The 19,993-nt window shown below is 73.4% G+C and carries 18 protein-coding genes and 1 pseudogene; 8 read left to right on the plus strand and 11 right to left on the minus strand.

The features are described from left to right. Positions 1-16: 16 nt before the first annotated feature. Entirely contained in the window at positions 17-1,222 is a 1,206-nt protein-coding gene (locus ACWF9Z_RS10040) for a CapA family protein (protein ID WP_453599666.1), read from the minus strand. 370 nt (positions 1,223-1,592) lie between these two features. Here ACWF9Z_RS10040 and ACWF9Z_RS10045 point away from each other — a divergent pair, with 370 nt between their 5' ends. Both ACWF9Z_RS10045 and ACWF9Z_RS10050 read left to right on the plus strand, forming a co-directional pair. Then, entirely contained in the window at positions 1,593-2,132 is a 540-nt protein-coding gene (locus ACWF9Z_RS10045; protein ID WP_453599668.1) for a sigma-70 family RNA polymerase sigma factor, read from the plus strand. 183 nt (positions 2,133-2,315) lie between these two features. Next, complete coding sequence (locus ACWF9Z_RS10050; RefSeq protein WP_453599671.1) at positions 2,316-2,816, plus strand: hypothetical protein; 501 nt, start codon at positions 2,316-2,318, stop codon at positions 2,814-2,816. Positions 2,817-2,820: 4 nt separating this feature from the next. On the opposite strand, the gene ACWF9Z_RS10055 is transcribed toward ACWF9Z_RS10050, so the two are convergent. The 4 genes from ACWF9Z_RS10055 to ACWF9Z_RS10070 form a co-directional block, all read right to left on the minus strand. Beyond that, positions 2,821-3,222 carry a hypothetical protein gene (locus ACWF9Z_RS10055; protein ID WP_453599674.1) on the minus strand — a complete coding sequence of 134 codons (402 nt, stop codon included), beginning with the start codon at positions 3,220-3,222 and terminating at the stop codon, positions 2,821-2,823. 88 nt (positions 3,223-3,310) lie between these two features. Beyond that, the gene (locus ACWF9Z_RS10060) at positions 3,311-4,171 is read right to left on the minus strand and encodes an Fpg/Nei family DNA glycosylase (RefSeq protein WP_453599677.1); all 861 of its coding nucleotides are present in this window, start codon (positions 4,169-4,171) and stop codon (positions 3,311-3,313) included. Positions 4,172-4,314: 143 nt separating this feature from the next. Continuing rightward, positions 4,315-6,378, minus strand: coding sequence for a SpoIIE family protein phosphatase (locus tag ACWF9Z_RS10065; RefSeq protein WP_453599679.1), 2,064 nt, complete (start codon positions 6,376-6,378; stop codon positions 4,315-4,317). Positions 6,379-6,385: 7 nt separating this feature from the next. Continuing rightward, a complete protein-coding gene (locus ACWF9Z_RS10070) occupies positions 6,386-7,681 on the minus strand; it encodes a DUF6777 domain-containing protein (protein ID WP_453599682.1) in 1,296 nt (431 codons plus the stop codon). Between the two features lie 175 nt (positions 7,682-7,856). On the opposite strand from ACWF9Z_RS10070, the gene ACWF9Z_RS10075 reads away from it, so the two are divergent. The 3 genes from ACWF9Z_RS10075 to ACWF9Z_RS10085 are packed head-to-tail and all read left to right on the plus strand — an operon-like array spanning position 7,857 to position 10,752. Beyond that, positions 7,857-8,717, plus strand: coding sequence for a YndJ family protein (locus ACWF9Z_RS10075; RefSeq protein ID WP_453599685.1), 861 nt, complete (start codon positions 7,857-7,859; stop codon positions 8,715-8,717). Further along, complete coding sequence (locus ACWF9Z_RS10080; RefSeq protein ID WP_453599687.1) at positions 8,714-9,307, plus strand: DUF1990 family protein; 594 nt, start codon at positions 8,714-8,716, stop codon at positions 9,305-9,307. Before ACWF9Z_RS10075 ends, ACWF9Z_RS10080 begins: the two co-directional genes overlap by 4 nt. Beyond that, positions 9,265-10,752, plus strand: coding sequence for a lipase maturation factor family protein (locus ACWF9Z_RS10085; RefSeq protein WP_453599690.1), 1,488 nt, complete (start codon positions 9,265-9,267; stop codon positions 10,750-10,752). Before ACWF9Z_RS10080 ends, ACWF9Z_RS10085 begins: the two co-directional genes overlap by 43 nt. Here ACWF9Z_RS10085 and ACWF9Z_RS10090 read toward each other — a convergent pair. Both ACWF9Z_RS10090 and ACWF9Z_RS10095 read right to left on the minus strand, forming a co-directional pair. Beyond that, positions 10,738-11,721, minus strand: coding sequence for an NAD-dependent epimerase/dehydratase family protein (locus ACWF9Z_RS10090; protein ID WP_453599693.1), 984 nt, complete (start codon positions 11,719-11,721; stop codon positions 10,738-10,740). The two genes, ACWF9Z_RS10085 and ACWF9Z_RS10090, sit on opposite strands and share 15 nt — an antisense overlap. A 140-nt stretch (positions 11,722-11,861) precedes the next feature. Beyond that, a complete protein-coding gene (locus ACWF9Z_RS10095; protein ID WP_453599695.1) occupies positions 11,862-12,038 on the minus strand; it encodes a hypothetical protein in 177 nt (58 codons plus the stop codon). Between the two features lie 342 nt (positions 12,039-12,380). On the opposite strand from ACWF9Z_RS10095, the gene ACWF9Z_RS10100 reads away from it, so the two are divergent. Further along, positions 12,381-12,755 carry a hypothetical protein gene (locus ACWF9Z_RS10100; RefSeq protein WP_453599852.1) on the plus strand — a complete coding sequence of 125 codons (375 nt, stop codon included), beginning with the start codon at positions 12,381-12,383 and terminating at the stop codon, positions 12,753-12,755. Between the two features lie 78 nt (positions 12,756-12,833). Here ACWF9Z_RS10100 and ACWF9Z_RS10105 read toward each other — a convergent pair whose 3' ends face one another. Continuing rightward, entirely contained in the window at positions 12,834-14,309 is a 1,476-nt protein-coding gene (locus ACWF9Z_RS10105; RefSeq protein WP_453599697.1) for an SDR family NAD(P)-dependent oxidoreductase, read from the minus strand. A gap of 193 nt (positions 14,310-14,502) precedes the next feature. Between ACWF9Z_RS10105 and ACWF9Z_RS10110 the strand changes: the two are divergent. Beyond that, positions 14,503-15,282, plus strand: a pseudogene (locus tag ACWF9Z_RS10110) (DMT family transporter); the annotation flags it as partial. Between the two features lie 276 nt (positions 15,283-15,558). Here the strand turns inward: ACWF9Z_RS10110 and ACWF9Z_RS10115 are convergent. Then, positions 15,559-16,890: a transglycosylase family protein gene (locus ACWF9Z_RS10115; protein ID WP_453599700.1), complete on the minus strand. Its 1,332-nt coding sequence runs from the start codon at positions 16,888-16,890 to the stop codon at positions 15,559-15,561. Positions 16,891-17,096: 206 nt separating this feature from the next. Here ACWF9Z_RS10115 and gndA point away from each other — a divergent pair, with 206 nt between their 5' ends. Beyond that, a complete protein-coding gene (gene gndA / locus ACWF9Z_RS10120) occupies positions 17,097-18,542 on the plus strand; it encodes an NADP-dependent phosphogluconate dehydrogenase (protein ID WP_453599703.1) in 1,446 nt (481 codons plus the stop codon). 488 nt (positions 18,543-19,030) lie between these two features. Here gndA and ACWF9Z_RS10125 read toward each other — a convergent pair whose 3' ends face one another. Beyond that, positions 19,031-19,384: a GNAT family N-acetyltransferase gene (locus ACWF9Z_RS10125; protein ID WP_453599705.1), complete on the minus strand. Its 354-nt coding sequence runs from the start codon at positions 19,382-19,384 to the stop codon at positions 19,031-19,033. Between the two features lie 15 nt (positions 19,385-19,399). Then, positions 19,400-19,819, minus strand: a complete 420-nt coding sequence (gene panD / locus ACWF9Z_RS10130; protein WP_453599708.1) for an aspartate 1-decarboxylase — start codon at positions 19,817-19,819, stop codon at positions 19,400-19,402. Positions 19,820-19,993: the final 174 nt, after the last annotated feature.

The following is a 19,993-nucleotide window of genomic DNA, read 5'->3' on the forward strand; positions in this document are numbered from 1 at the left end:
GCCGCCGGCCGGTTGGCTACTTGGCCGCCGTCAGGCCGTCCTTCGCCGCGCCGCGGCCGAGGACGGCCTCGGTGATGGCGTCCTGGGCGGTCTCGTAGTCCTCGCGGCCCGGGTGCTGGGCGAGGGCGGCGGGCAGGTTGACGACCCGGCCCGCTCCGAGGTCCATCATCTGCGGGACGAACTCGGCCTTGGTGACCTGCCAGCGCTGTCCGGCGGCGGCCGGCGGGGCGAAGGTGAACCGGCCGATGGATCCGTAGTTGCCGCGCAGGTCCCGGGCGCCGCTGTGGTTGAACATCTCGCCGGCGACCTGGTCGCCCATGCCGTAGACGACCCAGGTCCCGTTGACCTTCTCGTACGCCTGCGGGATGTGGGCGTGCGTCCCCAGGATCATGTCCACGTCCGGGCGGCCGCCGGTCCGCGAGGCGGTCAGCGCCTTGCCGAGCGAGAGCTGCTTCTCGTCCGGGTCCGTCTCCCATTCGGTACCCCAGTGGAGGCTGACGAGGACCACGTCCGCGCCCGCCTTCCGGGCGGCCCGCGCGTCCGCGACGATCTTCTCCTCCTCCATCAGGTTGACGGCCCAGGGCTGCCCGTCGGGCATCGGGTAGCCGTTGGTGTCGTACGTGTAGGCGAGGTGCGCGACCTTGGCGGAGCCCGCCGTGTACAGGGTCACGGCGCCCGCCTCGGCGGCCGTGCGCGCCGAGCCCGCGTGCTTGAGCCCGGCCGCGTCGAACGCGTCCAGCGTGCGCTTGAGCCCGGCGCCGCCGCCGTCGAGGGTGTGGTTCGAGGCGGTGGAGCAGCCGTCGTACCCGGCGTCCTTGAGGCCGGCGGCGACCTGGGGCGGCGACTGGAAGGCGGGGTAGCCGCTGAACGGGCCGCCCTCCTCCCCGTAGACGGTCTCCATGTGGCAGATGGCCAGGTCGGCGGCCGAGACCACCGGCTTGACCCCGGAGAACATCGGCCGGAAGTCGTAGCCGTCGCCGTCCGCGTCGGAGGCCGCCCTGCGGATGACCGACTCGTGGGGCAGGACGTCGCCGCTCGCGACCAGGGTGAAGCCCTTGGCGGCGGGGGCCGTGGTGGACCCCGCCGCTCCGGACGGCGCATGGGCCGCCGCGGAGCCGGCCAGGCGGCCCGGGGCGGCGCCCCCGCCGGCGGTGCAGCCGGCCACGGCCGACAGCGCGACGGCGGACAGGAGGGCGAGGGCGTGGCGGGTGCGCGCTGTCATCTGTCCCGGCTCTCCTTGGGTCGATTCGGGCCGGTCCCGCTCGCTTCGGAGCGATCTCGATCAGCACCGATCAATACAACGGATAAATATGACTACCTGATCACCTGTCATTTCTTGGGCAGGGACGCGGGAATCGGGGGCCGGATCCATCGGCCGGCCGCGCGCCCCCTCATGGCCGCTCGGCGCGCCGTTCGACCGTTCACCGCCCCGCGCTGCCGCCCGCCGGACCGCGCGGACGCTTGGGCGCACCATCCCCGCCGGACGGTTCCCGGGCGGCTCCGTGCAGGTCAGGGTGGATCCGTCGCCCTCGAACAGGCATCGAACGATCACTCGAACGGACCTCTGCACGCACCCCCGGAAGGAGCCTCTCGTGCCCCTCGCCCCCGCCCTCCCGCGCACGGAGCCCGAGGCACTGGCCGAACTCCAGCGCGAACACGGACGGGCCCTGCTCGGCTTCCTGCTGAGCCTCACCGGCGGGGACGCGCAGCGCGCGGAAGACCTCGTCCAGGAGACGCTGCTCCGGCTCTGGCAGCACCCGGAGGTCCTGGCGTCCGGTCACGCGTCCCTGCGGCCCTGGCTGTTCACGGTGGCCCGGCGGCTCGCCATCGACGCCCGGCGGGCCCGCCTCTCGCGGCCCCTGGAGGTGGATCCGGAGGGGCTGGAGCACGCGGCGGCACCGGGGGACGCGGTGGCGGGCTCGGTGACGGCCATCGACGTGCGGCGGGCCGTGGGTTCCCTGGGGCCGGAGCACCGGGAGGTGCTGATGCAGGTCTACTTCCAGGACCGCTCGGTGGCCGAGGCCGCGGCGGAGCTGGGCATTCCGGCCGGCACGGTCAAATCCCGCACGTACTACGCCTTGCGCGCTCTGCGGAAAGACCTGCAGGGGTACGGATACGGGCTCGGCGCCTGAGGAACGCGTCAAGAAGTGGCCCGAACGCGCATGTATCGGACAGGGACCGCATCAAAATCGGCAGCGGACCGTTCAAGTTCAGTAAACATCCCCCGCGCCGCGAGCCGCGCAAGCAAGGCTCTGAGCTGACGACGGGACGGCTCGACGCGTGCGGGAGAAGGTGGAACGGTGCAGCCCGAGGGTATGAACGGCACCAGTGACGGCGGACTGGCAGTGCCGATGGCGTGGCTCTACGCGGAGTACATCGCCGACGAACTGCTGCGCACGGGCCGGCTGATCCCGGTCAGCACCCTGGAGTTCCGCGCCGGACGCGACACGCTCGCGCTGACGATCTACCTCTCGGACGCGGCCGGGGAGCTCTCCGGGATCCGGGTGGTCTCACAGCTCGACGAGTGGATGTCCCTGACGGCGTACGGCCATCCCTGGCGCGACTGGGTCCACACCCGTTTCCTCGCGCTGGGCGAGGAGGCCCACGAGCGCGGCGACGGCGAGGACCCGGACCTGGAACTGGCCCGCGCGGCCTGGCGCTGGCTTGACCGCACGGAACTGCTCGCCACCAACCTCGACCCGGGCCGCCACGCTCAGGCCCACACCCCGCCCGGCCTGGACGAGAACGCCCGGGTCTGGACGCCGGCCTGGCAACTGGGACTGCCGCTGGGGCACTTGGCCATGCACCTGTTCTGAGCGGCTACCCGCGTCCCCGCGGTCCGGGCGCCTCGGCCGGATCGGTGACCAGGACGGTGAAATCGGCCTCGTTGCGCTCGGCCCGGATCACGTAGGTACGGGCGATGAACCACAGCACCGGGTACACGAGCACGCCGAGCGCCGCCCAGACCAGCGGCCCCGACGCGACGCGCGGGAGCAGGAACAGCAGCGGCAGCAGGCCGACCAGGAGCGCGAGCGCGGACAGCGCGAACAGTCCGGCGCGCAGCTGGCTGCGCATGAGGGCCCGTACGTACGTGGCGCCGAGGGTGGTCTGTTCGGAGATCTCGGAGCGCGCCGGGGTGTGCGCGGGGGCGCGGCGGGCGCCGCGCGGGACCCCCGTGACGACCTCCCGCCGGGGCGGCTGCGGCTGCTGCTCCTCGGCCATGGGCGGATTCTAGTGCCGTGCCAGAGCCGCGCCCTCCCGGATCCCGGCGGCTCCGACGGCTGCCGGACGGGCCACCGGGCGGCGGCCGCTACTTGAGGAGTCGGGACAGCCGACGGTCCGCGAGCGGTTTGCCGCCGGTCTGGCAGGTGGGGCAGTACTCGAGCGAGGAATCGGCGAAGGACACCGAGCGGACCGTGTCCCCGCACACCGGGCACGGCTCCCCCGCACGGCCGTGCACCCGCAGTCCGCTCTTCTTCTCGGCCTTCAGCCGCCCGGCGGCCACCCCGTGGGCCCGCTCGACGGCCGAGCGGAGGGTGTCCCGTACGGCCTCGTAGAGGTGGTCCACCTGGGCCTCGTCGAAGGAGGCGGCCAGTTTGAAGGGCGACACCTTGGCGTGGTGCAGGATCTCGTCGCTGTACGCGTTGCCGATGCCCGCGATGACGCTCTGATCGCGCAACACGCCCTTGATCTGCCGCCGTTCACCGGCGAGCAGCGCGCCGAAGGCCGCCCGGTCGAAGTCGTCGGCCAGCGGGTCCGGGCCGAGCCGGGCGATGCCCGGGACCTCCAGGGGGTCGCGGACCACGTACACGGCGAGGCGCTTTTGGGTGCCCGCCTCGGTGAGGTCGAAGCCGCCGCCGCCCTCGAGGACGAGGCGCAGCGCGAGCGGCCCCTTCCCGGGGCCCGGCGGCCGCGCCGGAAACGCGTCGGTCCAGCGCAGCCAGCCGGCGCGCGCGAGGTGGGTGACGAGGTGGAGATCGCCGACGCGCAGGGCGAGGAACTTGCCGTACCGGGCCGTGGACCCGGCCGGCTGCCCTTCGAGCGCGCTCGGCGGCGGGTCGTAGGTCTTGAGCACGCTCACGGCGAGCGGGAGGACGCGCTCGACCACCCGCCCGGCGAGGTGCTCGTCGAGGAACTCCCGCAGGGCCTCGACCTCGGGCAGCTCGGGCATGTCCCCAGCCTGCCGCCACCTCGGGCGAAGCGCGAGCCGGGAACGGGTCCCGGGGGCCGATCCGGTCCCGGAGACGGGTCCCGGGGGCCGATCCGGTCCCCCGGGGCCGGTGGGCCGGCCCGGGGCGAGGGCCGCCGTCCCGGTCACGTCAGCGTGAACTCGCACCACACGCACTTGCCGCTCCCCCGCGGTTCCACGCCCCAGACGTCCGCCAGCCGGTCCACGAGCATCAGGCCCCGGCCCGAGACCCCGGAGTCCCCCGCCTCGCGCCGTCGGGGCAGGGCGGAGGAACGGTCCTCCACCTCGACCCGGAGCCTGCGTTCGGGGCCGTTGAGGACGCGCAGGGTCACGATCGCGGGGCCGTCCGTGTGCATGAGGGCGTTGACGATGAGCTCGTCCGCGATCAGTTCGATCTCGTCGGCCCGGTCCCGCGCGCCCCAGGCCCGTACCGCCGCGCCGATCATGTGGCGGGCCGACACCAGGGCCTCCGGGTCGCCCGGGGCCACGTGCTGCTGGAGGCGGCCGCCGCCCTGCGGGGCGTCCTTGGCCTCGCGGCGCAGCAGGAGCAGCGCCATGTCGTCGTCGCCGCCCCGGTCGTCGACGACCTCGCACAGCCGGTCGGCGAGGCTGGCCAGGTCGGCCGGTCCGGTGCGGACGAGGGAGGCGAGGAAGCGGATGCCGTCGTCGAGGTCGGCGCCGGGCTGTTCCACCAGTCCGTCCGTGCAGAGCAGAAGCGTTTCCCCAGGCGCCATCTCGACCGTGGTCACCGGATATTCCAGCCGCCCGAACTCCGCGGACAGTCCGAGCGGCATCCCGCCCTCCAGCGCCAGCCGCTCACAGCCTCCGCCGTGGGTGCGCAGGAGGGGGTCGATGTGGCCGGCCCGGACCATCTGCAGCACCCCGGTCGCGAGGTCGGCCTCGACGTACGTGCAGGTGGCGAAGCGGTCGGTGTCCAGCTCGTGCAGGAAGACGGAGGCCCGGGCCATGACGGTGGCCGGCGAGTGCCCCTCGGCGGCGTAGGCGCGCAGCACGATCCGCAGCTGTCCCATGACCGCCGCCGCGTGGGTGTCGTGTCCCTGGACGTCGCCGATGACCGCGCCGACCCGGCCTCCGGGCAGGGGGATGACGTCGTACCAGTCGCCGCCGATGTCCTGGCCCATCCGGGCCGAGCGGTACCGCACGGCGATCTCGGCGCCCGGCACGGAGGGGATGCGGCGCGGCAGCATCGCCTGCTGCAGGCCCTCCGCCAGGTCGTGCTCCTGTTCCAGGAGCATCGCCCGCTGCAGGCTCTGCGCGATGCTGCTGCCGAGCGCGACGAGCAGGTTCCGCTCTTCCTGGGTGAAGCCGTCCTTGTCCTGGTAGAGCAGGCCGATCGCGCCGATCGGGCGGGCCTGGGCGATCAGCGGCAGGTAGGCGGCGGCCGAGATGTGCATGGACGAGATCTGCGCCCAGAGCCCGGGGTACCCGGAGGCGAACTCGGCGGCGGAGTCCAGGAAGCGCGGCTGGAGCGAGCGGACGACCTCGCTCATCGGGTACTGCTCGTCGATGCGGGTGTAGCGGGTGCCGGGGACGAAACTGCCCGCCGGGCCCTCGGCCACGAGGTGGATCCGGCCGGCTTCGACCAGGCCCATGACCATGCCCATGGAGCCGAGCCGTTCCAGGCCGTGGGCGTCGCCGAGCGCGTCGATGACGTCCTGGACGGTCCGGGCGTGCGCGAGCGCGGCGGTGGTGCTCTCGACCACGGACGTCTGGCGGCGGCGCTCCTCGTCCAGCCCGAGGCGTTCGGCGGAATGGCTGAGTTCCTCGGTGGCGTCGCGGACGATGCCGATAATCCGGTACGGGCGGCCTTCGGGGCCGCGCATGACGCGGCCCTGGGTGTGCGTCCAGCGCAGCCGGCCGTCGTGGCAGCGGATGCGGAAGTACGCGCCGTAGCTGTCCACGCCGCTCTTGAGGGCGGAGGAGACGAGGGCGTCGAGCCGGACGGCCTCCGCGTGCGGGACGCGCGGCGCGAGGGACTCGGGCCGGCCGTCGTACTCCGCGGGGGTGGTGTCGAAGACGTCGAGCCCGGCCGAGTCCATGTGCATGAGACCGGTGAGCAGGTCCCAGTCGAAACTGCCCATCCGATTCAGTGCGAGCGACCGGTCCGGGTGTGCGGGCCAGTCGTCCGGCAGCGATACGGCGGTCGGCACCGGTCCACCATGACACACCGGCGGGTCAGGCGCTCTCCAGGTACGGGGCGTCGTACGGCGGCGTGCCCTGCTGCTGGTCGGGAACCCCGTAGGGCTCGGCGAACGGGTCGTGGAGCGGATCGAGGGACCCGTCGGGGCCGCTCGGCTGCGGGGTGGTGCCGTCGGGGCCGACGAGGATCCCCGAGTCGTCCGGCGTCCGGCCGGGCAGGTCGGACGGGAGGTCCGTGGGGAAGTCGGTGGGGAAGTCGGTGGGGGCGTTCGGGGACAGGTCGGACGTGGGCGGCGGGGTGGTCGGCTGCTGCTGCGGGGCGGTCGGCGGCCGTGTGGGGGCCGTCGGGGTGCCCGGCACGGACTGCGGGGAGCCCGGCGGGCAGTCGGTCGCACCGGGGGCCGGTACCCGGCCCGGGCTGCCGGAGGCCGGCGGCGAGGTGCGGGCGAGGCTGTTGCTGTCCGGGGTCGGGCACGGACGGCCCGGCGAGGTGCCGGGCGGGGTCGCGGGCCCGGCGGGGATGCCCTCGGCCGGGTCGTACGGCGGCGGGGTCTGCGGGGCCCGGTCCTGGGCGCCGTCGTCGCCGCTCTTGCGCTCGATCCAGGTGTTGTCGGTGATGTTGACGATCACCAGGTTGTTGATCACCTGAGCGGTCGGCTCGATGACGACGACCTGGTTGGGCTGGTAGCCGTTCCAGGCATCGCCCTTGAGAACCGGGGCACCCTGGGCCGATCGCGGCGAAGCCAGCGGGTTTCCGCAGGCGCAGCGGACCCGGGGCATTCCGTGGTCGTCGACGAGGACGGCCGTGCCAGCCTGGAGGACGGACTGGAAGGCGTTCGGGTTGCCTCCGACGAACCCGTGGTTGGTGACGCGGGTGTCGGCGCGCAGGACCACCGGGGTGAGCCCGCGCAGGAACTCGGGGATCTTCTCCTGCTCCACCTGCGAGGCCTCCGCGAAGGCCCGGGACTTCGCGTCGTCCGAGGTGAGGGACTGGACCTGGGCCTCCACGTCGCAGCTGCCGAGGCGCTGGGTGCCGCCGTACAGGCCGGGGGTCGCGGCGTTGACAGTGCGGATGCCCTGTCCGGTCGGGTTCGGCAGCGGGGGCTGCACGGGGGCCGACTCGCCGGTGGCGGAGGAGGACGTGAAGGGATCGGGGCCGGCCGAGGCGACGGGCTGGAGGTGCACCTCCTGGCTCTCGGCGGAGGGGCCCTTGGTCTGTCCTTCGTCTCCGGAGGCACCGCAGGCGGCGGCGAGGAGTCCGAGGACCGTGAAGAGGGCCGCGCGGGCCGGTACATGACGGCGCGGCGCCTGACGCGGTGTCGGTGCGTGCACGTTGGATCTCCCTGTTCGCCCCGGTTGCTCCCTCTTGTCTGCCGCATCCACGCGGTCGCCGCAACCGGAGGATCATCACCTCGACCCGGTCTTGAACATGTTCAAGGAACCCCCTAGGCTCACGACCGTGAGTTGAACGCGTTCAAAGCGTTCGGCGCGGGGAGGGGAGTCCAGGGTGACGGTATTGGTGAATCTGATCGTCACCCTGGGCATGCTCTACGTGGTCCCGGCCGGCCTGCGCCTGATCGACCCGGTCCGGCTGCGCGGGACGGCCCGGCTCTGGCCGCTGCTCGCGGCGCCCGGCGCCGTGTGCCTCTGGCTGCCGCGCGGCGTCCCCGCCACGATCCTCGCCGCACTGTACGCGGCGGCCACCCTGACCCTGGCGGCCAGGGCACCGGCCCGGCTGCTGCGGACCGGCCCGCCCAGCCGGGGGTCCGCCCCCGCCGAGGCCGCCGTGCTCACCGCACTGGTCTCGCCCTCGGTCGCCGGCACCGCGCTGGTCGCCGAACGCGCCGGATACCGGCTCTTCGGATTCGACCTCGACATCCTGGCGCTGACCGTCCCGCACTTCCACTTCGCCGGGTTCACGGCCGCCCTGGTCGCCGGCCTGGTGTGCCGGGCCGCCGCCCGCGGCCGGCTCGCACGCTGGGCCGCGTACAGCGTCCCGGCGGGCACCCTGCTCGTCCTCCTCGGCTACTTCGTCGACGACTGGGCCGAGCTGGTCGGCGCGGTGACGCTGACGGGCGGGATGTGGGCGGTGGCCCGGCTGACCTGGCGGGACATCCGCCCGGGAGCCGGCGCCCGCGACCGGCTGACGGGTGCGCTGCTCACGGTCTCGGCCGGAGTGCTGGCGGCCACCATGCTGCTCGCCCTGTGGTGGGCGCTCGGCGAGGCCTCGGGGGTCGTCCACCCCACCCTGACCTGGATGGCCGCGACCCACGGTCTCGGCAACGCCCTCGGATTCGCCCTGTGCTCACTGCTCGCCTGGCGCCGGCTCACCGCCGGCCGAGTTCCCCGAACGGAGACCGCGACATGACCCGCCTCACCGGCCACGGCCGCAGCACCCTCAACTACCCCGACCGGGGCGCCACGGCCCGCCGGCCGCTGCCCGCCGGCTACCACCGCACCCGGATCGGACACGGCCGGGCCGTCCTCGCCGCCGCGGGCGACGCCGTCACCACCTTCGGCGCGCACCGCTCCTCGGGCATGCTCGTCGACGCCGCGGCGGGCCCCGGCCGGCCCGTGCGTCCCGGAGAGCGGGTCGTGGTGGGGATCGGATTCGGCCCGCTGCGGATCGACGCCCCGTGCGAGGTGATCTGGACGGCGGACGAACCCCGGCGGATCGGTTTCGCGTACGGGACCCTGACCGGCCACCCCGAGATCGGCGAGGAGTCCTTCGTCGTCGACATGGACGCGGACGGGGCGGTCTGGTTCGAGGTCACCGCGTTCAGCCGCCCGGGGAGCTGGTACACCCGGCTCGCGGGCCCGGTGATCCCCTTCCTCCAGCTGCGCTACGCCCGCCTGCTCGGACGCCACGTCCGCAGGCTCGCCGTGGAGCCCCGCCCGGCCGGATACTGGAGGCGATGGACTGGTTCACGGCGCCCGGATACTGGCTGGGTCGGCTGATCTTCCAGCGGGCCCTGGCCGGCGTCTACCTGGTCGCCTTCACCGGGGCCGCCCTGCAGTTCCGGGCCCTCATCGGGGCCCACGGCATGCTGCCCGTGCCGCGGTACGTGCGGTACGTGCCCTTCCGGCGCGCCCCGAGCCTGTTCCAGCTCCACTACGGTGACCGCTTCTTCGCCGCCTGCGCCTGGACCGGGGCCCTGCTGGCGGCGGCCCTCGCGGCCGGTGCCGGGGACCGCGTGCCGCTGGGCGCCGCGATGGCGGTGTGGGCGCTGCTGTGGGTGCTGTACCTGTCCGTCGTGAACGTGGGGCAGACCTGGTATTCCTTCGGCTGGGAGTCGCTGCTGCTGGAGGCCGGTTTCCTGGCCGTCTTCCTCGGCAACGCGCGGGCCGGGCCGCCGGTGCTGGTGCTGTGGCTGCTGCGCTGGGTGGTCTTCCGGGTGGAGTTCGGCGCGGGGCTGATCAAGATGCGGGGCGACGCCTGCTGGCGCAAGCTCACCTGCCTGTACTTCCATCACGAGACGCAGCCGATGCCCGGCCCGCTCAGCTGGTACTTCCACCACCTGCCCGCACCGCTGCACCGGGTGGAGTGCGCCGCCAACCACGTGACCCAACTGGTCGTCCCGGTCATGCTGTTCGCCCCCCAGCCGGTGGCCTCGTACGCGGCCGCCGTCATCGTGGCGACGCAGCTGTGGCTGGTGCTCTCGGGAAACTTCGCCTGGCTGAACTGGCTGACGATCACGCTCGCCCTGCCGGCCGTCGATTTCGGCACGTTCGCGGCCGGCGCCGGCGCGCCGCCGGAGGCGGCCTCCCGGACGGGTCCGCTCTGGTACGTGGTCCTCGTGTGCGCGGTGACCGCGCTGGTGCTGGTCCTGAGCCGGCACCCGGTGGCCAACATGATCTCGCGCGGCCAGGTGATGAACCGGTCCTTCGACCCGCTCCACCTCGTCAACACCTACGGGGCATTCGGCACCGTGGGCCGGATCCGCGAGGAGGTGGTGGTGGAGGGCACCGCCGACCGGGAGCCCCGGCCGGACGGCGCGTGGCGGGAGTACGGGTTCAAGGGGAAGCCGGGTGAAGTGCGCCGGGTCCCGCGCCAGTTCGCCCCGTACCACCTGCGGCTCGACTGGCTGATGTGGTTCGCGGCGCTCTCCCCGGCGTACGCGCGGGACTGGTTCGGGCCGTTCGTCGAGCGGCTGCTGGCGGGCGACCGGGACACCCTGCGGCTGATCCGCCACAACCCCTTCCCGGACGCCCCGCCCCGCTTCGTCCGCGCACGGCTGTACCGCTACCGGTTCACGACCCGGCGGGAGCGGCGCGAGACGGGGGCTTGGTGGCACCGCACGCTGGTGGGCGAGTACCTGCCGCCGACCCGGCTCGCCGGGGCGCCCGGCCCGGACGGCGTCGGCACACCGGGGCGGGGCGGCCCGCCCTCAGAGCGCGAGTAGCGCCGCCTCCTTCTCCGGCGGTATGCCCGGGGCCGGCCGGTCGGAGCGCTGCGGGGCGGTCCCGCCGAGCCCCTGGAGCCAGGACCAGGTGTCGGCGACGGTCTCCTCGACCGGCCGGCACGTCAGTCCCGCCGCGAGCGCCTTGGTGACGTCGCCGCCGAACATGTAGTCGTGCAGTTCTCCTTCGGGGAGCCAGATCGGCAGCTCGGTCCAGGGCTCCACGCCCGCTTCCCCGAGCCGGCCCGGGTCGGTCCAGCGCAGCTCGGCGCCGCCGCCCGTCTCGGTCGCGCAGGCCTCGAGGAGGGCGCCCATCGTGGCGTGGCCGACGGGCGAGACCACGTTGAAGGGGCCGCCGCGTCCGGCTTCGGCGGCGTCCAGGGTCCAGCGCGCGAGGTCGCGCACGTCGATGTACTGGAGGGGGAGGCCGGGTGCGCCGGGGGCGAGCGTGGGGCCGCCCCGGGCGGCACGGTTCAGCCACCAGGGCAGCCGGCCGACGTTCTCGTACGGGCCGAGGATGAGTCCGGCGCGGACCAGCAGCGCGCGGTCCCCGAAGGCCTCCAGGGCGGCGAGCTCCCCGCCGCGCTTGTCCTCGGCGTAGGCGGTGGCCTCGGCGTCGGGCGAGCCGTCGACCAGCGGGCCGTCCTCGTCCAGTCCGGCCGGGGCGGGATAGGAGTACACGGAGCGGCTCGATATGTACGCGTACCGGCCGACGCGGCCGGCGAGCAGCCGGGCACTGTCCCGTACGGCCGTGGGGGCGCCGCCCCAGGTGTCGACGACGAGGTCCCATTCCCCCGCCGTCAGGGCGTCCAGGCCGCCGGGGGCGGTGCGGTCCCCGTGCAGCGCCGTCGTTCCGGGGGCGGGCGCGTGGTGCCCGCGATGGAAGACGGTCACCTCCCACCCGCGGTTCAGGGCGTCTTCGGTGATCGCGCGCCCGACGAATTCGGTACCACCCAGCATCAGCAGCTTCATGCACGTCAGCGTGCCCGCGGGCGGGGGCGGGCGTAACCCTTGATCGCCCACAGCGATGACGCTGACGGCGTACCCGCCCGGGGAACCATGCGAGCCCCCGCACCAGTCGGCACGGGGGCTCGGAACGCTCCGGGCAGCGGCTAGTCGATGCCGGGCAGGATGTGCGGCTCCGCGAGGTCGTCCTCGTAGCCGGCGAGACGGATGGGGGCGGACCGGGCCCAGACCTCCAGGTTGCCGAGGGTCTCGGGCCGCTTGATGCTTCGCGAACCCGTGCGTTCCTTCGGGGCCTGCTCGGTCTTCGTCAGTTCTGGCGTCACCGCGCACTCCTTTGTGTCGCGTAACCCGGCAGCGGTCGGACCGCTGGACGGGACAGGAATAAAGGGTTTCCGGACGCGGTGGCGCCTTGGTGGAGCGAGTACCCGGGTAGGGCTCTCATGCCGCTCAGAGTACACATATGAGCGGACCCCCGCTCGATGGAAAGGTAAAATCCACACTGGACCGCTCGTTTTCGCCCCGAGTTCAGTCACTCGTACGGCGGCCCGTCGTGAGCGGCTGCTCTGCTCGACAGCGCCATGCGGTGATGTGCGCGATCGGGCGACGGGGGAACGTCAGTGGCGGGGTCCGAGGTGCCGACGGTCGTCGGAAGCGTCGAGGAACTGATGGATCTGCTCTTCTCCCGTTCCGGGGCCGGCCACGGTCTGAGGGCGGCCGCCTCGCTGCGGCGCTCCTTCCCGTACGACAAGGAGCTCCAAGTCGCCGGGCTGGTGCACGGTCTTGGTCGGCCCGAGCCTACGGCGCGCGCCCTGCGCGCGCTGCTCGGCGAGCGGGTGGCCCGGCTGGTGTGGCAGCTCGCACCGGCTCCGCGGGAGACCCGGGGACCCGGCCCGGAGGCCGGTGCGGAAGCCGACGTGGAGGCCCTGAGACTGGCCGTCGACGCGGGCCGGAGCGCCAGCGGTTCGGAGGCGGGCGTGCTGGAGGACTGGCGTCCGGTGCTGGAACTGGTCGCGGCGGGGGCGTACGACCGAACGGGGTAACACGGCGCGCCCCCGCCCCCTCCGGCGTACGGAGAGGGGGCGGGGGCGCGGTACGCCGTGCGGAAGGGGCCGGGCGGCCTACCAGTTGGCGGGCGCGTAGTCCTTGAGGAAGACGCCGTACAGGTCCTCGCCGAGCTCACCGCGGACGATCGGGTCGTAGACCCGGGCCGCGCCGTCGACCAGGTCGAGCGGGGCGTGGAAGCCCTCCTCGGCCAGGCGGATCTTGTCCGGGTGCGGGCGCTCGTCGGTGATCCAGCCGGTGTCGACGGCGGTCATCAGGATCTGGTCCTTCTGGAACATCTCCTGGGCGCTGGTGCGCGTCAGCATGTTGAGCGCGGCCTTCGCCATGTTGGTGTGCGGGTGGCCGGCGCCCTTGTAGCCGCGGCTGAAGACGCCCTCCATGGCGGAGACGTTGACGACGTAGCGACGGCCGGCCTCGGCCGCGGCCATCGCCGGGCGCAGCTTGCTGATCAGGATGAACGGCGCGGTGGAGTTGCAGAGCTGCACTTCGAGGAGCTCGATCGGGTCGACCTCGGACACCGTCTGGATCCAGCTGTTGGTGTCGTGCAGGTCCGGGACCAGGCCGCCCGCGTCGATCGCGGTGCCAGCCGCGATCCGCTCCAGGGAGGCGGAGCCGGAGACCAGTGCGAGTTCGGTGACGTCCTGCGCGCTGAGCTTCTCGCCCTTGCCGGTGGGCAGCGCGGCGACGCGGTCCACGGTGCCGCTGCCGAAGGTGCCGATGATCTCGGAGGTGGGCAGCTCGCCCGCGGGGAGCGGGGCGTTCTCGGCGGCGACGAGCTCGCTGTAGGCGCCCGGGGAGCGGCGGACGGTCTGCGCGGCGTTGTTGATCAGGATGTCGAGCGGGCCCTCGGCGGCCACGGAGTCCGCCAGCGCGACGACCTGGGCCGGGTCGCGCAGGTCGATTCCGACGATCTTCAGGCGGTGCAGCCACTCGGAGCTGTCGGGCATCGCCTTGAAGCGGCGGATCGCGTCGGCGGGGAAGCGGGTGGTGACGGTGGTGTGCGCGCCGTCGCGCAGCAGCCGCAGCGCGATGTACATGCCGATCTTGGCGCGGCCGCCGGTGAGCAGGGCGCGGCGGCCGGTCAGGTCGGTGCGGGCGTCGCGGCGCGCGTGGTTGAAGGCGGCACAGTCCTGGCAGAGCTGGTGGTAGAACGCGTCGACCTCGACGTAGCGGGTCTTGCAGACGTAGCAGGAGCGCGGACGCTGGAGTATGCCGGCGATCGGGCCCTTGGCGGCGGCGGTCAGGGCGTTGCCCTGGGTCTCGTCGTCGATGCGCTCGGCCGAGCCGGTCGCGGTCGCCTCGGTGACGGCCTTGTCGTTGGCGGTCTTGGCGGCGCGGCGGTCCTGGCGGCGGCGCTGCTTCACCGTCCGGTAGAGGCCGGCGGTGGCGCGGCGTACGGTGATCGCGTCCGGGTGGTCGACGTCGAGCTTGTCCAGCTCGTCGAGCACACTGAGGCAGAGGGCGAGCCGGTCGGGGTCGACGCCCGGTCCGTAGGCGTGCCCGTAGTCCTGGCTGTCTTCGGTCACCGTCATGCCCGCTGCCGTTCCTTGATCAGTCGTCCGCGTCCGCCTGCTGCGGAAGTCCCCAAAAGGGTCAGTGTACGGACCCCTCCCGGCGGAAGCCAAACCTGTTCGCGTCTACTGCGGATGGAGTACACCTCAAGCCTTACTCGTGCAGGCCTTGAGGTGGAGGAATAGCCTTCCCGTCTCGGGCATTGTGGATTCTATGAGTGCCCTAGCCCTTTCGGTCCTGCTCTGCCTGGTGTCCGCGGTGGCGTACGCGGGCGGGGCGATCGTCCAGGAACGGGTCGCATCCGCGTCGGCGGGGCGGCCGTACGCCCCCGTGCGCCGGGGCGGCTGGTACGCCGCCATCGCCCTGAACGGCCTCGGCGCGCTGCTGCACGTGGTGGCGCTCGCCTACGGGCCGCTGAGTCTCGTGCAGCCGCTGGGGGCCCTGACCATCGTCTTCGCGCTGCCGATGGCGGCCGTGTTCGTACACCGCCGCGCGGGCGCCGCCGCCTGGCGCGGGGCCCTGCTGGCGTCCGTCGGCCTGGCCGGGCTGCTGGCTCTGACGGGCGGCGACGAGGGGTCCGAGCGGGTCCTGTCGGGCTCCGGACAGGGCCTGCTGCTGACCGCGACCGGGGGCGGGGTCGCCCTGCTCTTCCTGATGGCGCGGCGCATGCGGCGGCGCCCCACCGCGCGCAGCGTGCTGCTGGCGGCGGCGGCCGGCACGGCCTTCGGCATGGCCTCGGTGTTCACGAAGGGGGTCGCCGAGCGGTTCGCCCCGGACGCGCTGGTCTCCCTGTGGCCGGAACTCGCCTCCGTGGCCGCGCTCGCCGGCGCCGGGCTGCTGCTGTCGCAGGCGGCCTACCAGGGCGCCGGGCTGACCGCGCCACTGGCCACCGTGACGGTGGCCAACCCGGTGATCGCGGCGGCGGTCGGCATCACGATGTTCGACGAGGGCTTCCGCTACGGGGCGGCCGGCGCCGCCGCGGCGGCGGTGAGCGCGGCGCTGGCCGCGACGGGGCTGATCCTGCTCACCTTGCTGCCGCGGCCGGAGCGGCCGGCCGGCGCCGGAGTGCCGGTCGCGGGCTCCGGGATGTCGGACGCCCGGACGTCGAACGCCCAGGTGGCGGACTCCCCGGCTTCGGGCCGCCCGGCCCCGGGCGGCTCGCACCGCCCAGGGGGGTCGACGGACTCCTCGGGGCCTTCGGGGTCAGGGGCCGTGGGGGCGCCGGAGACCGAGCCGGCCGGAACACCGGGGTCATCGGAGCCGACGGGGTCAGATGTCGACCCCGTGGCCGCGCAGGTACTTCAGCGGGTCGATGTCGCTCCCGTAGCCGGGCCCCGTACGCATCTCGAAGTGCAGGTGCGGTCCGGTCGTGTTGCCGGTGGAACCGGAGCGGCCGATGCGCTGCCCTCCGGAGACCTGCTGTCCGGCCTTGACTCCGAGCGCCGACAGGTGCGCGTACTGGGAGTACCGCCCGTCGGAGTGCCGGATGACGACCTGATAGCCGTACGCACCTGCCCAGCCGGCTGAGACGACCGCGCCGGGGCCCACGGCCTTGACCGAGGTCCCCGTGGCCACCGGGAAGTCGACGCCCGTGTGGTAGCCGCTGGACCAGGAGGAACCGGCGACGTGGTAGGCCGTGCCGAGGCCCGCGTCCACGGGGGCGGAGTAGCCCGAGGGCGCGTCCTGCCGGGTGGTGGCGGGTTGCAGCACGGGCTTCTCGGCCGGCTTCTCCGCCGGCGTTTCGACCGGCTTCTCCGCCGGTTTTTCGGCCGGTTTCTCCGCGGGCTTCTCCGCGGGCTTCTCCTGCGGCTGCTGCGCCGCCGGTTCCACGGGCTTGACCGGTTCGGCCGTGCGCGGCGGCTTCTCGGGGCTCGGGGCCGGCGGCGCTGCCGTGATGCGCAGGGCAAGCCGCTGACCAGGGAAGATGAGGTCCGGGTTGCCGCCCACGGTGGCCCGGTTGGTTGCGTACAGCGCCTGCCAGCCGCCCTCCACGTGCTGTTCGGTGGCGATCAGCGAGAGCGAGTCCCCGGGCGTGACCACGTACGGGTCGGGCAGGACGGAGGTCCCCATCGGGTGGGCCGCCGTGCTCTGCGGCGCCGGCGCTCCGTTCCCCTGCGGCTGCCCCGTGGCCTGCTGCGGCTGCTGGGCCTGCTGGAGCTGCCGGGCCTGCTGCAGCGGGGCGGCGGACGCCTTGGACTGCGTACCGAGGGCCGGCGCCGGGCCGCTGCGGCTGAGTCCGGCCTGTTTCCCGCAGGCGGGCCAGGCCTGCGGGCCCTGCCCCTTCAGCACCTTCTCCGCGACCGCGATCTGCTGTTCCCTGGTCGCGAGGTCCGCGCGGGCGGCGTACGCGGTGCCGCCGAAGGCGCGCCAGGTGCTCTGGCTGAACTGGAGCCCGCCGAAGTAGCCGTTGCCGGTGTTGATGTGCCAGTTGTTGGTGGACTCGCAGCTGGCGACCTTGTTCCAGGTGTCCACGGAGGCGGCGTTCGCGACTCCGGCGCCGATGAACGGGAGCGCGATCCCGGCACCGCCCGCCGTGACGACGAGCGAGGCCCGGTTGATGCTGCTCGGCTGATACCGGCGGTGCCGGCCCCGTACACCCATGGGAGCCCCCATCGAAGACATCAGGAGCCTCGCAACCTAACGCTGCGACCAGAACATGACAAGGCGCACAACAGGACCCGTGGGAAGGGAAGTTGATTTCTCGCCGAAAGCAGTACAGCGATCTGGATCTCCACCGATGTAGCGTCGGTGTTCCTGTATTCCTCCGCACATCGAATGCACTGTCGACGCACTCAGGAGCGCACGCAATGAGCAGCAGCACGGCCCAGATCGGCGTCACCGGCCTCGCGGTCATGGGCAGCAACCTCGCGCGGAACTTCGCGCGCAACGGGTTCACGGTGGCCGTCCACAACCGCACCGCGGCCAAGACCACGGCACTGGTGGAGGAGTTCGGCCACGAGGGCACCTTCGTGGCCGCCGGGTCCGCCAAGGAATTCGTCGACGCGCTGGAGCGCCCGCGCCGTCTGATCATCATGGTGAAGGCCGGCGAGGCCACCGACGCCGTGATCCGGGAGTTCGCCCCGCTGCTGGAGCCGGGCGACGTCATCATCGACGGCGGGAACGCCCACTTCGAGGACACCCGCCGCCGGGAGAAGGAACTGCGCGAGCAGGGCCTGCACTTCGTGGGCGTCGGCATCTCGGGCGGCGAGGAAGGCGCGCTGCTCGGCCCGAGCATCATGCCCGGCGGCTCCGAGGAGTCGTACGCCTCCCTCGGCCCGCTGCTGGAGAAGATCTCCGCGAAGGCCGCCGACGGCACCCCCTGCACCTCTCACGTGGGCCCCGACGGCGCGGGCCACTTCGTCAAGATGGTGCACAACGGCATCGAGTACGCCGACATGCAGCTCATCGCCGAGGCCTACCACCTGCTGCGCGAGGTCGCGGGCTACTCCCCCGCGAAGATCGCCGAGACCTTCCGCTCCTGGAACCGCGGGCGCCTGGACTCGTACCTGATCGAGATCACGGCCGAGGTGCTCGCGCACACGGACGCCGCGACCGGTCTGCCGTACGTGGACGTCGTCGCCGACGCCGCCGAGCAGAAGGGCACGGGCCGCTGGACCGTGCAGATCGCCCTCGACCTGGGCGTTCCGGTGTCGGGCATCGCGGAGGCGGTGTTCGCCCGCGCGGTGTCGGGCCACGGCGAGCTGCGTACGGCCGCCCGGGGGCTGGCCGGCCCGAAGGCCGCGCCGCTCTCCCCCGAGGCGGCGGACGCCTTCGCCGCGCGGGTGGAGCAGGCCCTGTACGCCTCGAAGATCGTCTCGTACACGCAGGGCTTCCACCAGATCCAGGCCGGCAGCGAGGAGTACGGCTGGGGCGTGGACCCGGGCGCGGTGGCCTCCCTGTGGCGCGGCGGCTGCATCATCCGGGCCGCGTTCCTGGACCGGATCCGCGCCGCGTACGACGCCCGGCCGGAGCTGCCGAGCCTGCTGGCGGACGCCGGCTTCGCCGAGGAGATCGGCGCCGCGCAGGAGGACTGGCGCGAGGTGCTGGTGGCCGCGGTCCGCCAGGGCATCCCGGTACCGGCCTTCGCGGCCTCGCTGGCGTACTACGACGCCCTGCGCTCGGAGCGGCTGCCGGCGGCCCTGACCCAGGGCCAGCGGGACTTCTTCGGGGCGCACACCTACCGGCGCACTGACCGCGAGGGCTCCTACCACACCCTGTGGAGCGGCGACCGCTCGGAGGTCCGCACGGCCTGAGGCCGGGGGCCTGTCCGGCGCTGGTCCGGGGGCCCGGTCCGGGACGGGGCTCAGGCCGGGCACAGGGCCGGGCACGGGCCCGGACCAGCAGCCTGATCCGGGCCGGCGGAGGGCGTCCGGCACGCGGCGCGGCCGCCGTCGGGCCCGTTCCTCCGGGCCCGGGGCCGGGGTTCGCTCAGCCCAGCGGTTCCGGCATCGGAACGGGCGCGGGACCCGGGGGCGGTGGTACCGGATCCGGCTCGGGCACCGGACCGGGCGCGGGCGGTGCGGGCCGTGGCACGGGGTCCGGGAACGGTCCGGGGCCGGGCAGCGGAGGCGATGGCGGCACGGGGTCGGGTGCGGGCACGGGCGGTTGCGTCATGCCATCCACCTTCCCGCGTTCTCGGCCCGTACGCACGACGAGGAACGGCGCCCCCGCGGGGGCGCCGTTCCGGTGCGACGGGCCGCGGCGGCGCCTCAGCGAGGACGCGGCCCGGCGGGCCGGGCGGTCACCACAGGTCGGAGTCCGAGTCGAGCTGTCTCGCGGCGGAAGCGACGACCTCGGCCGGCGCCACGGGCGCCCGGTCGGGGTGTTTGGCGGCCCAGCTCGCGGCATACGGGCACAGCGGGACCACGGGCACGCCCTCGTCGGCGGCGATCCCGTAGAACGTCCGCACCAGGTTCCCGGCGATCCCGCGGCCCTCGTGCCCGGGCTCGACGACGGTGTGGACCGCCACGAGGGCGTGGGGCGCCTCCGCGAGGACGAAGTAGGCGATGAAACCGACCACCGCGCCGTCCTCGACGGCCAGCAGCTTCCCGGACGTGCGGTCGTCCACGCACTGGACCGACTCGGCCTGCGCCATGATGCCCGACTCCCCTCAGACAGCCACCGCGTGGGGGCTGCGCTCCTGATCCGTACCCGGCACCGGGGCGGACGGATCCGCGCCCAGCTCGATGATGCGATTGTCCGCGTCGACGTGCACGATCCGCGGCTGCAACACCCGCGCCTCGGCGTCCTCGACCTGCGCGTAACTGATGAGGATGACCAGGTCCCCGGGGTGCACGAGGTGCGCGGCGGCCCCGTTGATCCCGATGACCCCCGACCCCCGCTCCCCCTCGATGACGTACGTCTCCAGCCGTGCCCCGTTGGTGATGTCGACGATGTGCACCAGTTCCCCGGGCAACAGGTCCGCCGCGTCGAGCAGATCGGCGTCGACGGTCACGGACCCGACATAGTGCAGGTCGGCCTGGGTGACCGTGGCCCGGTGGATCTTGGACTTGATCATGGTGCGCAGCATTTTGAGCTCCTAGAAGACGGCTCCCTGCCAGCTTTCTGCAGGTCAGGGGCGGTCTCACCTTACACTGACACGCGTCGGATCGAAGGTTAAAAGGAACATCGATTCCCGCTGGCGAGAAGGCTCCTTGCCTGCACTTCCGTGCGAACCAGGCTGTTGCCGCGCCGCCGGACAGGC

The organism is Streptomyces sp. NPDC054961, assembly GCF_053609145.1.

Excerpts from the sequence above, each read along its gene's own strand:
- ACWF9Z_RS10055 (WP_453599674.1), bottom strand. The coding sequence starts at position 3,222 with ATGGCCGAGGAGCAGCAGCCGCAGCCGCCCCGGCGGGAGGTCGTCACG.
- ACWF9Z_RS10040 (WP_453599666.1), bottom strand. The coding sequence starts at position 1,222 with ATGACAGCGCGCACCCGCCACGCCCTCGCCCTCCTGTCCGCCGTCGCG.
- ACWF9Z_RS10100 (WP_453599852.1), top strand. The coding sequence starts at position 12,381 with ATGGATCTGCTCTTCTCCCGTTCCGGGGCCGGCCACGGTCTGAGGGCG.
- ACWF9Z_RS10090 (WP_453599693.1), bottom strand. The coding sequence starts at position 11,721 with ATGAAGCTGCTGATGCTGGGTGGTACCGAATTCGTCGGGCGCGCGATC.
- panD (WP_453599708.1), bottom strand. The coding sequence starts at position 19,819 with ATGCTGCGCACCATGATCAAGTCCAAGATCCACCGGGCCACGGTCACC.
- ACWF9Z_RS10085 (WP_453599690.1), top strand. The coding sequence starts at position 9,265 with ATGGACTGGTTCACGGCGCCCGGATACTGGCTGGGTCGGCTGATCTTC.
- ACWF9Z_RS10115 (WP_453599700.1), bottom strand. The coding sequence starts at position 16,890 with ATGGGTGTACGGGGCCGGCACCGCCGGTATCAGCCGAGCAGCATCAAC.
- ACWF9Z_RS10050 (WP_453599671.1), top strand. The coding sequence starts at position 2,316 with ATGAACGGCACCAGTGACGGCGGACTGGCAGTGCCGATGGCGTGGCTC.
- gndA (WP_453599703.1), top strand. The coding sequence starts at position 17,097 with ATGAGCAGCAGCACGGCCCAGATCGGCGTCACCGGCCTCGCGGTCATG.
- ACWF9Z_RS10105 (WP_453599697.1), bottom strand. The coding sequence starts at position 14,309 with ATGACGGTGACCGAAGACAGCCAGGACTACGGGCACGCCTACGGACCG.
- ACWF9Z_RS10060 (WP_453599677.1), bottom strand. The coding sequence starts at position 4,171 with ATGCCCGAGCTGCCCGAGGTCGAGGCCCTGCGGGAGTTCCTCGACGAG.
- ACWF9Z_RS10125 (WP_453599705.1), bottom strand. The coding sequence starts at position 19,384 with ATGGCGCAGGCCGAGTCGGTCCAGTGCGTGGACGACCGCACGTCCGGG.
- ACWF9Z_RS10080 (WP_453599687.1), top strand. The coding sequence starts at position 8,714 with ATGACCCGCCTCACCGGCCACGGCCGCAGCACCCTCAACTACCCCGAC.